We start from the raw sequence: 13,010 nt of genomic DNA, 5'->3' as shown, positions 1-13,010 counted from the left end.
TCCAGACCGCCCCGACTTCGGGCCAACATGGCCCGAGGCTGTTTAACTTGCCAGAAACCGGTACAGAGCGGATTTGCCTCCGTCCAGCGCCCAAAGAAGGGAGCCCGCCGCCGCTTGCAGTCCATACGGCGAAAGAAGGAAAGCGAGAAACAGAAATACAATCCCGCCTATGGGCGTCGGCGTGAAAAAGAGAGCGACACCCAGCACCACCAGAATCACAGAGGCAATCGTCAGCAGGACGGCACAAATATCAAACAGGAATACCAGCAGAGCCGCCAGAAGGGACAACGCTAAAGCAAAGGGAGCAACCAATATTTTCAGCAGTATCTTCATCTCCAAAACCTCCTTTATCTATCCTTCCTACCTCTATTTTATCATGCCTGCCCGGGGACATAAATGTTGCGAAAGATTAGTGAATCCTGTCCCAAACCTTCGGGCCATGATGGCCCGAAAACAGAAAAAGCAGGACACATTCATGTCCTGCCAAATTTCTGCTATTCTGTTTCCTGCTGCGGGCAATCGGGAACTGTCAGCAGCGAAGTGTCGATAACAATATCCTCTGCTGGTTTCAAGAGCTCTGTCAAATCGTGCTGCCGTCCCACGTTGGTCACATCAATTTTATTCACGCATATTCCAATCCACGGAAACTGTCTGCTTAATTCATCCATCAAGTCGTATATATCAGCAGTTGCCAGCTTATCATCCGATATGTAGCCGGAGCCTTGACGGTGAGAAAAACGATGCCGTTTGAAGAACCGGCGCAAGTCGTCATACGCCTGCCGGTAATTGGCTCCGGGGTAATGCTCTTTTAATTGATGGGTGTCCAGATCAAAATTTAAGGCTTTGAAATATTTTCTCTCCAAAACTCAAGCCCTCATTGCTGTTTTTTCCTGATAGTGGGTCAACAGATCTTCTTCATTGAAATCATCTGGACTGTCAGAATCGTCACTGTCACAAAGACGCCACACAGAAACATTATCCATGAACCATGTCTGCCGCTTCAAGGTATTGACGATCCGGCCGAACAGACTAAAATCCCTCGCTCTGCCGCAGTCACGGAATACCAAAGCGCCGGAACCATCCTCCATACGGGGAAGGCCCACGGTTTGGAATGTATGATTGATTGTGTTGTAAATGCCATCCAGCCGGTACTTATTTTCGGCTGTGATTTTATCATCATTCATGCGAATAACCATTTTCAGCATGGTATCAGCCTCCCTTCTTGAATTATTATATCATTATAGAGCTGGTTCTACAATCTTGAAAATCTGAATTTTTTATGACGGGCTTCGGGTCATGCTGGCCCGAAGTGGTAAAAAAAGAGCAGGGCGGCAAGCCCCACAACGGAAGCCTGCCGCCCTCGTCTTACTTTGCCACCAGCTCGGAAAGCTCCCGCAGCACTTTTGACACCTCGCCCCACAGCTTTTCATAGTCCCGCTTCAATCCGTCGATTTCCTCCGGGTACACGCCATAGGTGTGTGCGTGTACGGCGACCTGATTGAGATTGTTGGAACAGCGCCGTTGCAGAGAGATCAATTCTTTTACGGGCGCAAGGTCGATGTGCAGGATATACCCGTTCAGAGCCATTTTCCGTACATAGGCCCCGGCGTTGGAAATGCCCGCCTCGGCCATCCGTTCATGGATGGCTGCCAGCTCGTCCGGCGTTACCATGACGTGCAGATGGACATTCCGCTTGCGGTTCTCCATCATCGTTCCAGCTCCCGGCCTTTCCGGCGCTTTTTGGGTTCCTTTACCTTATCCAGCGGTTTTGCGTCCAGCTCCGGGGGCGTGGGTTGGATGGGCGTGTTGTTGGGTACGCCGTCAATCATGTTGCAGTTCTGCTCCGTGGAGAGCTCGGCGGTTTTCAGATAGTTGTCTTTTTCGTGCATGGCGATCCTCCTTTATCGTTCCTCATGGTTTTTATGGCTCCGCTTCTGGCCGGGCTCCTTCGGGGGTTCCTGCCCTCTGGTTCCTTCTTTGAGCCGGGCGGTAATGGATGAGCGCACCCGGTCAGGATTGCCCGGTGCTGGTTTCAGTTCATAATCCTCCATTTGCTTTTCGGTCAGCGGCTTTGTGTAGGTCAGTTCGCCCCATGCCATCAGCCTGCCGTCTGCCACAGGACGCCGCCTGTCATCGTCGTAGTTGACAATGGAAAGAGGCTGGTTATCCGGCGGCTTCGGGTAAGTTCCTATGTCCACGGGCCGCTGGGTGGAATAATAGCGGTAAACGCCTTCCGGTCCCAGCTCGGTATGCTTGACCGCCGCATGGTAAAGCTGCTGATAATCGTCCACCCGGCGGTCAAAATCCCGCTGCGCCCATGCCTGGCTGTTTCCATAGCGGCCCCAGTAGTAATCCCGATGGCCGTTTTCCCCCTCGGTAAACTGCCAGGTCACAAAGGGGCTCGGCGCTCCCGGATTATGCCCAAGCGCAAAGCCGTGTCCAGTTTCAAAGGTGGCAGCTTTCAAAATCACATATCCTTGTACTGTCTCCAAGAGATCCCTCCTTTCTGTGCCTCGGGCCAACATGACCCGAAGTGCTGGATGTTACGAAATAAGAGGGCAGACCGGGGAGGAATGTAATAAGATATTCCCACCCCGGAAACACCCTCAAAAAAGCCCGGAATGTCAAGCCTTTGGAGGCGGCAAATCGTAACAGCCGCCCGGCCTTTTCTCCCGCATTTTCCTCATGCGTTCCCGGCTTTTCCGGCGGTTCCCTTCGGCCTTGCAGGCGTCGGAACAGTAGGCTTGACGCCCCTCGGGCAAAAACGCCTTTCCGCAGACCGCACAGGCCCGCAGCTCCGGGGAGATGCCTTCCGTTGTCAGCGACGCTTGAAGCTCCGGGTTAAGAGGCAGGACAGCCTCACGGAAATAACGGCAGTACGCCCCTGTCCAGCACTTGTGCAGCATATAGCAGGCACAGTCAAGAGGAAGGCACAGGCCGCTTTCCCGGTCATAGTTGGCGCACATCCCCGTGACCAGAGTGCGGATTTTCTTCTTCTCGTCACGGGTCAGCTCCCGGGCGTCCATTTATGACTTCGGGCCACGATGGCCCGAAGGGCGGGGCTCCACGATCAGCGCCCGGAACTTCTTCCGGCACTGTTTTTTCTTTCCTTTGCACTCCTTGTAGTAACGGCATCCCTTACAAGGATCGTCATTGTCCCAGCCGGGGTGCGGTACTTCCTTCATCATTCGTTCAAAAGGGCTGCTTGTAAAATTCATTCTCATTCCTCCGTATCTTCCTCCCACGGCGGGGTATCTTCGTCCTCGGGTTCCTCTGCGATCTCCTCCAGCTCCCCGTCCTCATATTCGCAGTAATCATCCTCCAAATCCGGGGCCTCATGCTTCGGCTTGTAAATCTTGAAATAGTAACCAATCCCACCGCCGGCCAGCACCACCGCACCGATCAGGAGCAGAGAGAGAAGGGGGCTGTCCTTTTTCTCCGGCTCGGGTTCCGGTACTTCCTCCACAGGTTCGGTGGGCTTTGGCTCTGGCTCCGGGGTCACTTCTTGGGGCGGTTCCTTACCCTGTTCGGCAAGAGGCAGAAGGTCGTCTGTGGTAACGGTATTGAGGAAATAGACGTTCTCGCTGGTTTTCTGTTTGTCGATCACCAGATAAAACACGCTCTCGTCTGCGGTGGTGATGGTGTAGAACTCTTTACCGTCCTCGTCGGTGGCGTTGTCCACCACGGTTCCCGTCCCGTCCGGGGTAAAGGGGTTCTGGGTTTCCGGCTCCGCTTCGGTTTCCACCGGGGCGGGAGCTGTCTCCGGCTGCGGCTCGCTGCTCTGGGCGTAGGCCGGGACCGTAAAGATCAGGCAACACAAAAGGCTGGCAGCCATCGCCGCCAGCCTGCGGTATTTAGTTTTCTTCATGGGCTGTGTCCTCCTTTTCGGGTGCCTCCGGCTTCGGGTCAGTATGGCCCGAAGCGGTAAGGCTGTTTTTGGGGTCATTCAAAAAAGCCATAAGCTGGGCGGGGGTCAGTTTGAGCGAGCGCACCGCCTGCACGATCTGGCTGTTTTCTTCCTCCTGTTTCTGCTTTTCCAGCTCCCGGATTTTGGCCTGCCACTCGGCTGCCTTCTCCCGGGCTTTTTCCAGTTCCTTATCGAGCTTGTCGATCTTGTTCATGCAAGGACTCCTTTCCTCTGGCTCACAAACGCCCGAAGGCATAGAAATGTGTCTGCCAGTAGCTTGAATTGATGTTTGCGTATTGGATGGGCGAACCACAATGAAGCATCATCCCGTCGCCCACATAAATCCCCACATGGGACACAGGGCCGGGGCTGTCATAGGTTCCCGTGAAAAAGATAATGTCGCCGGGCTTTGCCTCGGAGGGAGAAATGATAGCGCACTGGTTGTAAATGCCCTGCGCCGTGGTACGGGGCAGGTTGTGGACGCCGCTGGCCGTGTACACCCAGCAGACAAAGCCCGAACAGTCAAAGGAGGTGGACGGGCTGGAGCCGCCCCACACATAGGGCCAGCCGATATACTTTGTGGCTTCTTCCATGAGCGCCGCAAAAGCCGGGTCATCCAGCGCCTCGCCGGGTATCTCATAGCTGGGGCCGGTATCTTCGCCGCCGTTGTAAATCCCTTCCCACAGATAGGGCTTGTTGCCTTTGAGCTGCTGCATAACGGTGTAGATTTCCCGCTGCTGTTCGTTAAGCCTCGGCAGGATCACGGCAGGCAGCGTCTTGTTTGTGAGGGTCACATTTAAGATGTAATACTCATAGGGGACTTCCTCGGTGGTGGTTTCCCCTGTCTCCGGGTCGGTGCTGGTTTCGGTGCGGTAGCGTATCTCGACTTCCTCCGTCAAGGTCAGTTCATACTGTGCCTCAAAGATCTCCCGCAGCTCGTCCTGCACCTGTTCCCGGAAATACACATGGTACTTTGCCGAGAGATAGGACGCCAGCTCATAGGGGTTATGGCCGATCTCGTCCACGGAATAGCGGTACTCGTCATAGCCGGGATGGGTGCTTTCGATGTTTGCCACCGTCTGCGCCAGCTCGTTTTCCAGCGCCGTGTAGTCCTCGTCTACGCCCAGCAGGTCCGTATCCTCCGAGGCGTAGGAGGTGCCGGATAACGCATTGGCAAGGCCGCTGCCAAGCGTGGGGAAGATGGAGCTTACCGCCGACACAAGAAAACAGAGCAGCAACAGCAGGAGCAGGACCAGCACCGCCACGGGATGACGGGTCACAAACTGCGCCGCCCGCCGGGTCGCAGTTCCCGAAGCGGCAGCGGTTTTCTTTGCGGCCTTTGCGCCCTGTTTTGCAGCCGCCTTTGCTTCTTTGGAATACCGGCGTTTCAGTTTCCATTTCTGCTGCACACGGGAAAGCGGATTGCTGGCAAGCTCCGGGTGCTCGGAGGCCATCTTCTGAAAATCCATATTGGCCCGGGCTTTTATGTCCTTCCGTTCCCACTTTGCCACCTTCCGGGCCGGGTGTTCCTGCCAGCGGCGTTTGGCATACCGGGTCAGTTTCCGGGCTCCGGCCTCGGCCACAAGTTCCGACTTATGGGCTCCTTCCACACCCACATTTTCATGCTCGACTTCGTGGATCTTGTTGTGGACATAGAACCATGCTTCTGTACGGGCTCCCCGGACTGCCTTTTTTGCAAGCCCCGGCGGTTTCTTCGCTGCCCGTTTTGCCTCGGTCTTGTCCAGTTTCTCCCGAGCCTTTCCCAGCTTTTTCCCGGCGTGTTCCGCTTTTGCCTGTGCTTTCTGGTACTTGTCCTTTTTGCTCCCGGCATTCTCTGCGGAGCCCTCCGGCTCCTGTGCCTTGCTGGTATCCTGCGGCCCGCCCGCTTCATCCTCCTGCCTCATGCGGTCAGAGGGACGGCTTTTGCGGCTGTCCTCTTGAAACTTGCCGCTTTTGGACTTCGGGCCATCGTGGCCCGAAGGGCTGTCCTGCCCGGTATCCTCGTCCTCAAACCGCAGGCGTCGGGATGGTGCAGGGGAAGGCCCTTCCCGTTCCGCCGGTCCGGGGCGATTGCCCCCGGTATCCTCCGTCGGCCCCGGCCTTTGAAAACTCCGTTTGTCCGGTTTCTTTCCGATGATGTATCCCTCCTTTCCAAACCTCGGGCCAGCATGGCCCGAAGTGTGTTATGCCCGGTTCATTTCCTGTTTTTTGTCCTCCGGGCGGGTGGTCATAATGGCGTACAGCTCGGTGTTCTGCGGGAAGCGGTCAACAAACGGGATGGTGGTGTTCCCGAAGAACAGCAGCCCTTCGCCGGAATTGGTATGGGTCACATAGGAAAGCTGGTGGGGGCTGATCCCAAGCTGTTTGGCTAAAATCTGCCGGTCCCCCTGTGCCTGCGAGAGCAGCACAAGGAAGTCCGAGTTTTCAAAGATGTTCTCGATCTCCGGGCTTGCCAGAAAATCCTTTACGTTCTGCGTTAAAGCACTCGGAACGCACCCTTTTTTCCGCAGCATTTTCCAGATCGCTACACAATAGCTTGCCGTCAGACGGTCACGGAGCAGCACATGAAATTCGTCAAAGTAGCACCATGTAGCGATACCGCGGAGGAAATTCATGGACACCTGCGAGTTTACCAAGTCCTGCATAATGAGCATGGCAATCGTCCGAAGCCCGGCTCCCAGCTTTTTTAAGTCAAGGCATACCAGACGGCGGTTTAAGTCCACGTTGGTTTCATGGTTGAACACGTTAAGGGAACCGGACACATAGATTTCAAGAGCCGTCGCCAGCCGCACCGCCTCGCCCTCCGGCTGGGAACAGAGCAGGTCATACAGGGTTTGGAGGGTCGGCATTTTGCTTGTTTCCGGGTCCTGCAAGTGTTCCCGGTACATCTGGCGCACACAGCGGTCAATGACGGTACGCTCCACCGGCTGCAAGCCGTCCTTGCCGCCAACGATCAGCTCCATCAGCGACAGGATAAAGTCGGCTTTCAGCGCCATCGGGTTTTCCTCGTCGAAGCTCAAATCAATGTCCATCGGATTGATGTGGTGGGGGCTGTCCGGGGCGATCTCGATGACCTGTCCGCCCAGCCGCCTGATAAGGGGCGAATATTCGCCCATCGGGTCCACCACGATAATGCGGTCTTTTGTGGCAAGGAACACATTCACAAGCTCCCGCTTTGCGGCAAAGGATTTGCCGGAGCCAGGCACGCCGAGGAACAGGCCGTTGGGGTTTTTGAGCTTTTTCCGGTTCGCCATGATGACGTTATGGGAAAGTGCGTTGAGCCCGTAATAGACGGCTTCGCCATCCATGCGGAGCTCCTGCGTCATAAAGGGAACGAAAATGGCCGTGGAGCTGGTCGTCATGCCGCGCTTGATCTCAATGCCGTTATGGCCCAGCGGAAGGCTGGAAAGAAAACCGTCCTCCTGCTGGAAGTCCAGCCGCTTCAAGGTGCAGTTGTATTTCTGGACGATACCGGACACCGTGAACAGGTCATTGTCCAGCTCCCGGCGGGTCGGAGCCATGTTTACCACAAGGAAGGTCAGCAGGAACATTCTTTCATTCCGGCTCTGTAAATCTTCCAGAAGGGTCTTTGCGTCGTTGCTGTATGTTACGAGGTCGGGCGGAAGTATGTCCATGTCGTACCCTGACCGGGCTGCCTTCTTTTGTTCCTCCACCTTCATCTTGTCAATGTCGGAGACTTTGGCCTTGATGGATTTTACGGCGGCGGCCTGATCAACGGTCTGGATATGGAGGGTGATGGTCATTTCCGCATCCATTTCCAAAAGCTCCGCCAGCAGCTTGTCCGAGAGCTCCGAGGCCAAAATCTGCAAGTAGGAGGCAGCGCCCCAAGTCGTCCCCACCCGGAACAGTCGGCTGAAACGAAAATCGAAACTGTCCGGGGCGATAAAGTCTTTGGTGGAAAGCCCGGTTTTGGGGATCATATCCCATGAAAACCGGAAGGGGGAGCCGCTGCCGGGGTGGAGCTGCCCGTGAAGAAGCTCCAGCCGTTCCAGCCCTGAAAGGGAGCGGCACTTGACGCCCAGCTTTTTGAAGTTCCCGCAAATGTCCGCCTCTACACGTTCCAGCCTTGCCCTGGCGGTGGAAAGGTCGTCCACGTTCACGCCGAAGGTCAGGAGCTTTGTGCGGACAATGCCGTTGTTGCTTTTGGCGATCTGGTTTTCCAGCATTTCCACATACTCACACCGGACGCTGTTGTAATCGTCATCCTGCATGGGGATGTTCACGCTGTACCGGCTGCCCGGGCGGCTTCGGTGGTTGAGGAAGGAAAGCTGGAACGGAAGGCTGCTGTCAAAGTAGTTGAGGCAGGCGCTCCACCCGTCAAAGATGGCCGCCTGATCTTCGGACTGTGCGAGCTGGTAGTTGATGTCCTCGTATTCAATGGTTTTGGTGTAATAGCGGTCCGTTACCCGGCACACCCCATCCCGGTACATTTCCCGGTAAGGGAGGGTCTGCTGGGCGGTGGTGGGAATGTTCTTTCCCTTTGTGAACAGGCCGGTAAGGCCCTGCTTTTCAGGCTTTCTGCCTGCGGGCTTTCCGGCCCTTCTGCTGTTTTGCAATCGGCTGCGCCTCCTTTCTGGCGCTAAGCAGCGCATAGAAGTTTTCGGTTTTGTAAGGCCGCACCCGGGGATAGAGGAACCGGGTGCGGATGATGTTTTTCAGCACTTTTTCCAATGGCAGGCCGTCCCGCTCATACATAGCCAGAAAGAAGAACGGGAGCATGAGGCCGATCATTAGGAACATGGCGGCGCTGTTCCCGATACTGTCACGGGAAAGCAGGTAGGCCGGGAGCCCCACCGCCGCTGCGCCGGAAAAACAAACAAGCTGGCGCTTCGTCAGATTGAAGGCCAGCTTTGTCTTAATTTTGGAAAGGTCTTTTGGTACTGGCACATAGGCCATTTGGGTACACCTCCTTTACTGCTTCGGGCCAGCATGGCCCGAGGTCATCTTGCGGCCTCTTTGGCCGGGGCTGTACTGCGGGCGGCTTCGGCGGCCTTACGTCCGCTCTGCCTTGCCCGCCAGTATTCGGGATTATACTGCCGGATGGACTGGTTGAGGTTTTCTTCAAACTGCCCTTTGTCCTTAATGCGGTCAGGTATGTTCCACAGCTTTTTGTCCAACAGTTCCCGGAGCACCACACTTTCCTGCGCGTCCTCCTCATAGCAGATATAGCCCTTATCCTTGAAGCCGCACTTTTTCGCTGCTGGGGAGAGGACGGCGGCTACCTCGTTTGCCACCATCGTTCCGCCGTGGCTGGCGGTAGATACCAGAAACACCCCTGGACAGAGGGTTTCACAGCTCTGCACATCACCCCACGGGGAACTTTTCGGCGCATGGAACATTCCGCCCGTCCGGCTCCGGTCCGCCTGCATGAGCGCCGCCTTTTCCAATATGGCGCGAAGTTCCGGGGAAAAGTAGGCGTATTCCCGCAGGACACGGGCGGCCTCCCCGCCGCAGGCGTTCATCAACAGGGTATAGGCATCGCTGTCCGCTTTGGTACAGCGGCCCAGCAGTTTTCCGTCGTAATAGCAGGCCGCGTCATAGCCCGTCCGTTTGCGTGGCATGGTTCCCGCCTCCTTTCTGCTTCGGGCCAGCATGGCCCGAGGTCAACGCTCTGCGCTGCGGCTGGGCTTTTCCTTCGGAGGCCGTTCTGCCTTTGCCTGTTCGGCAGCCGCTTTTCCGGCTTTGAGCTGGTCGCTGATGGATGCACGCCCCACAGAGCCACGCTCCGCCATCTGTTCCAGCTTTGCCTCATAGGCTTGCAGAACAGCGGTGTTGAGCTGTTCCCGGAACTCCTTTGTGACAGGGTAGGCCATATCCCGGTAGCCGCCTTTGCCGTCTGGCTGGCTGGGCATCCCAAGAAAGAGCCCCTTGCTGCCCTGTACGATTTTCAGATTTTCCACCACAAAGCAGTCATTGAATTTCACGCTGGCAAAGCCCATGAGGTTTTTCACAGGTTCGATGACCCGCACGCTTACATCCAGCTTTATAGGGGCAGCTGGTGTTCCGCCCGCATTTTTTTCCTGCATGGATTTCTCCTTTCCGCTTCGGGTCAGCATGACCCGAAGCTGTTACAAGTTTACAGTGCTTTCAACTTCGTTTCCCCACACGTCCCATCCGGGCTTTTTTTCTCTGGCGAACAATTCCACTCGTGGTATATCGCCCATCAGTTCTACAATTTTCCGCCTGGCCTCGTCCGGCTTTTTACTGTGGCGCTCTATCGGGGAAACAATAAGCTGGTGAACACCGGTAGACTTACGCTTCGGATGTCCTTTTACTGCTAAAAGACAAATTTCTGCATTGCCTCTGGTCCAATACCCCAGACCGTAAAACCATGAGTAGGAGCGCCGGTTCCTCTTTATCCATACAAAAGCCACAGAACGATAAGAAAAGCCCCATGCTTTAATGACCTTTAAGGCTTCCGGCAGTTGTGGGAATGTTGCCCACAGAAACAAAACGCTGTCTTTTGCAGCCAAGTCGGCCACTGGAAGGGAACAAATTTCTTCAATACTCATAGTGGGATAATGAAGCTCTGCTGATCCCTGCCTGTTTTTCTGCTCATACCGCCACGGTGGATCTGCATAGATTATCGAAAATTTTTCTTTCGGCATGATCCTCCTTTCCGCTTCGGGTCAGCATGGCCCGAAGTCTCTTAATGGCAGCCGAAGATGGATTTTGCAAGACTGCCTGTTTTGAATAAGGTAAAACACAGCAGCACCGTATATCCCACGCAGCCCCAGATCGCCCCGATGGGGTCGCCGTCGGTGGCGATACTCTGGATCAGCACCGCATAGATTGCGACACAGACTAAGATCAACAGACCTTGAAAGCCCACCGCAAAGAGGGAGCGGAAATAGTTCTGCCCCATGTGTCCGGTTTCCCTGTTGGGGACTGTGGCAAACGGGATAGGCGCTAAACTTGTGAGTAAATAGATTTCAGTCATACGGCCATATACGATGACGAAGATCACGATATTTAAGGCAATCATGGTAAGCTGGATCAGGAAGGATTGTAGCCAGAGTCCGAACAGAGGACCCAACTCCATCGCTTCAAGTTCTGTCCGTAGACTGTCCAGCACATCCGGCGTGATCTCTGTCCCGTTCTGGATAATGCCCGCTGACTGCTGTATCACATGCTGGCTCACATCAAAGACCGCCAGCACGATATTGAAGGTATTCGTCAGGATCATCACAGCCACAAAGGTTTTGAACACCCACTTAAAAAACATCCATGTGTCAACTTCATGGAGGTTGTTGCGTTCTATGAGCATCTGTATCAGCTCATAGGTCATTACAAAAGTGAGGATGACCCCGGCGATTGGCAGGATGGCAGTTTCAGAGATCTGTCGTATCATGGAAAAGACCCCGGCGTTCCAGTCCGCCGGGGTCGTGCCGACCTGTGTGGCGATCTCGCCAACGCTCTGATTGACGTTATCGAAAAGGCCGTCCAGATTTCCCATGATACCATCGACGAGCAGACCTTTCAGCCATTCAACGATTGCGTCGATGATAAAGTCCATACATCAGCTCCTTCTGGAAAAAGGGACAACGGGTGACACTTAGCTGAACAGACCGGACAGCAGAGGGATAAGCTGAAGGCCGATCAGAACGACACCGCCGCCAGCCATGAGCTGTTTTATCCCCAATTAGGTGTAAAACTCTGCTCGATGGCGGGCGGCGGCGTACAAAAAATCTATATGGTGTTTTTAAGAGAACCGTCCCGGCGGGACAGGTCAGGCAGTGACCTGTTCCACCTCCGGGATGGGTTTGAGATTAAAATGAATTTCGATAGAAATGTGTCTTGTTTTATCTTCGTCAATGCGCTCATGCACGACGATTTCTTTGATTAAGCGGTTGAGGGTAGCTGCGTCCAGCTCTGTGATGTTGGCGTATTCCTGAATGGCTTCCACCCATTGTTTTGCGTCATTGGCAAGCTGGACTTCATCGGACAGCCGCTTTCTGCCCTCGGACACTTTTGTTTTAAGCTCCGTCTGCTCGGTCTGTGTCTTTTCCAGCATGGTGTTGAAATTCTGTTCACTGATACGCCCTGCAATCATATCCTCATAAAGCCGCATTACCATTTTGTCCAGAACCTCAATCCGTTCCTCGTCCCTTGTGAGGGAGCGTTCCATTGCTTCCCGCTGTTCCCGCTGCTCGGCTTCACAGGTATTGGTCAGGCGGTCGGCAACCGCTTCCCCGTCCATCAGGGCAGCTCTGGCACATTCCCGGATTTTCCGCAGCACATGGCTGTAAAGGGTGTCATAGTCAATCCGATGCTGGGTGCAGTGGTTCTTTCCAAAGGCATTGTAGGTCTTGCAGGAATAAATCTGCTGGGGATGTTTTGCGTTTGTGTAGCGTACCGTCAGCGACTTCCCACACTCGCCGCATTTTATCAGTCCGGCAAACAGGCTGATTTCATTGGTCTGCCCCGGACGCTGGCGGGATTTCAGCTTATTCTGCACAATGTCAAAGCTCATGCGGTCAATCAGCGGTTCATGCTGCCCCTCCACCACAATCCAGTCCTCCGGCTTCTTTTCACCAATCGTGCCGATTTTGAAACGGTAGTCCTTTTTCTGGGAAGCAATCGCCCCAGTGTAGACGGGATTCATCAAAAGGTCTTTGATAACTGAGAAGTCCCACATATACCGCCCATTTTCCGGGTCTTTCTTTTCCCATTTGGTACGGGTATTGCGAAGCCCCCGTTCCCGGTTCCACCATGTGGGGCAGGGGATTTTTTCTTCCTCCAGCCGTCTGCGGATATAGTTCGGACCATGACCGTTCAGGGCATATCCGAAAATCAGCCGCACAATCGGGGCGGTTTCCTCGTCAATGAGCAGATGGTTTTTGTCCTCCGGGTCTTTCCGATACCCAAACGGGGCAAGACACCCGGTAAACTGTCCTTTCTGCGCTTTCAGAAGATAAGAGGAATGGACTTTCTTGGAAATATCCTTACTGTACATCTCGTTCAGGATATTCTTGAACGGGGCGATGTCGTTGTTATCCCGCAGGGTGTCGATACCGTCATTCATGGCAATATAGCGGACACCGTTTCTTGGGAAAAAGTCCTCAATCAAATGCCCGGTTTG

General features: G+C 54.7%; 18 protein-coding genes and 1 pseudogene. All 19 read right to left on the bottom strand.

Annotation, left to right across the window (positions count from 1 at the left end; all coding sequences use genetic code 11):
* Positions 1 to 42: 42 nt before the first annotated feature.
* On the bottom strand, positions 43 to 333 hold the full coding sequence (locus DW720_RS05805) for a CD1845 family protein (protein ID WP_023042378.1): 291 nt from the start codon (positions 331 to 333) through the stop codon (positions 43 to 45).
* A 161-nt stretch (positions 334 to 494) separates the two neighbouring features.
* Complete coding sequence (gene vapD / locus DW720_RS05800) at positions 495 to 863, bottom strand: VapD family protein (protein WP_016306491.1); 369 nt, start codon at positions 861 to 863, stop codon at positions 495 to 497.
* 3 nt (positions 864 to 866) lie between these two features.
* Complete coding sequence (locus DW720_RS05795; protein WP_016306492.1) at positions 867 to 1,205, bottom strand: hypothetical protein; 339 nt, start codon at positions 1,203 to 1,205, stop codon at positions 867 to 869.
* Between the two features lie 160 nt (positions 1,206 to 1,365).
* A complete protein-coding gene (mobC, locus tag DW720_RS05790) occupies positions 1,366 to 1,707 on the bottom strand; it encodes a plasmid mobilization relaxosome protein MobC (protein WP_015553878.1) in 342 nt (113 codons plus the stop codon).
* On the bottom strand, positions 1,707 to 1,889 hold the full coding sequence (locus tag DW720_RS05785; protein ID WP_107001173.1) for a DUF4316 domain-containing protein: 183 nt from the start codon (positions 1,887 to 1,889) through the stop codon (positions 1,707 to 1,709). Before DW720_RS05785 ends, mobC begins: the two co-directional genes overlap by 1 nt.
* A gap of 12 nt (positions 1,890 to 1,901) precedes the next feature.
* Complete coding sequence (locus tag DW720_RS05780; RefSeq protein WP_227589686.1) at positions 1,902 to 2,492, bottom strand: hypothetical protein; 591 nt, start codon at positions 2,490 to 2,492, stop codon at positions 1,902 to 1,904.
* A 132-nt stretch (positions 2,493 to 2,624) separates the two neighbouring features.
* A complete protein-coding gene (locus DW720_RS05775) occupies positions 2,625 to 3,026 on the bottom strand; it encodes a cysteine-rich VLP protein (protein WP_050005650.1) in 402 nt (133 codons plus the stop codon).
* The gene (locus tag DW720_RS05770) at positions 3,027 to 3,224 is read right to left on the bottom strand and encodes a hypothetical protein (protein WP_005927616.1); all 198 of its coding nucleotides are present in this window, start codon (positions 3,222 to 3,224) and stop codon (positions 3,027 to 3,029) included. It abuts the gene before it with no gap.
* The gene (locus DW720_RS05765) at positions 3,221 to 3,868 is read right to left on the bottom strand and encodes a DUF4366 domain-containing protein (RefSeq protein WP_107001175.1); all 648 of its coding nucleotides are present in this window, start codon (positions 3,866 to 3,868) and stop codon (positions 3,221 to 3,223) included. The genes DW720_RS05770 and DW720_RS05765 overlap by 4 nt, the downstream gene beginning before the upstream one ends.
* On the bottom strand, positions 3,855 to 4,121 hold the full coding sequence (locus DW720_RS05760; protein ID WP_005927622.1) for a DUF4315 family protein: 267 nt from the start codon (positions 4,119 to 4,121) through the stop codon (positions 3,855 to 3,857). The genes DW720_RS05765 and DW720_RS05760 overlap by 14 nt, the downstream gene beginning before the upstream one ends.
* Positions 4,122 to 4,143: 22 nt before the next feature.
* The gene (locus DW720_RS05755; protein ID WP_107001176.1) at positions 4,144 to 5,811 is read right to left on the bottom strand and encodes a C40 family peptidase; all 1,668 of its coding nucleotides are present in this window, start codon (positions 5,809 to 5,811) and stop codon (positions 4,144 to 4,146) included.
* Positions 5,812 to 6,090: 279 nt separating this feature from the next.
* Positions 6,091 to 8,358: a VirB4-like conjugal transfer ATPase, CD1110 family gene (locus DW720_RS05745; protein ID WP_107001296.1), complete on the bottom strand. Its 2,268-nt coding sequence runs from the start codon at positions 8,356 to 8,358 to the stop codon at positions 6,091 to 6,093.
* A gap of 79 nt (positions 8,359 to 8,437) precedes the next feature.
* Positions 8,438 to 8,824, bottom strand: coding sequence for a PrgI family protein (locus tag DW720_RS05740; protein ID WP_016306500.1), 387 nt, complete (start codon positions 8,822 to 8,824; stop codon positions 8,438 to 8,440).
* 44 nt (positions 8,825 to 8,868) lie between these two features.
* The gene (locus DW720_RS05735; protein ID WP_107001178.1) at positions 8,869 to 9,522 is read right to left on the bottom strand and encodes a hypothetical protein; all 654 of its coding nucleotides are present in this window, start codon (positions 9,520 to 9,522) and stop codon (positions 8,869 to 8,871) included.
* 9 nt (positions 9,523 to 9,531) lie between these two features.
* On the bottom strand, positions 9,532 to 9,954 hold the full coding sequence (locus DW720_RS05730) for a SpoVG family protein (protein WP_227589684.1): 423 nt from the start codon (positions 9,952 to 9,954) through the stop codon (positions 9,532 to 9,534).
* A 42-nt stretch (positions 9,955 to 9,996) separates the two neighbouring features.
* Positions 9,997 to 10,536: an MT-A70 family methyltransferase gene (locus DW720_RS05725; RefSeq protein ID WP_107001180.1), complete on the bottom strand. Its 540-nt coding sequence runs from the start codon at positions 10,534 to 10,536 to the stop codon at positions 9,997 to 9,999.
* A 41-nt stretch (positions 10,537 to 10,577) separates the two neighbouring features.
* Positions 10,578 to 11,444 (bottom strand): VirB6/TrbL-like conjugal transfer protein, CD1112 family, encoded by an 867-nt coding sequence (locus tag DW720_RS05720; RefSeq protein ID WP_009901636.1) that lies wholly within the window; start codon positions 11,442 to 11,444, stop codon positions 10,578 to 10,580.
* Between the two features lie 39 nt (positions 11,445 to 11,483).
* Positions 11,484 to 11,567, bottom strand: a pseudogene (locus tag DW720_RS05715) (Maff2 family protein); the annotation flags it as partial.
* A gap of 90 nt (positions 11,568 to 11,657) precedes the next feature.
* Positions 11,658 to 13,010: recombinase family protein (locus DW720_RS05710; protein ID WP_118749366.1), on the bottom strand; the 1,353-nt coding region annotated here is incomplete at its 5' end.

Origin of the sequence: Clostridium sp. AM27-28, from assembly GCF_003480955.1 — a bacterium.
Classification (GTDB): domain Bacteria; phylum Bacillota; class Clostridia; order Lachnospirales; family Lachnospiraceae; genus Otoolea; species Otoolea fessa.
The sequence above is the reverse complement of the archived record's forward strand: the minus strand, read 5'-3'. Positions and strand labels throughout refer to the sequence as shown.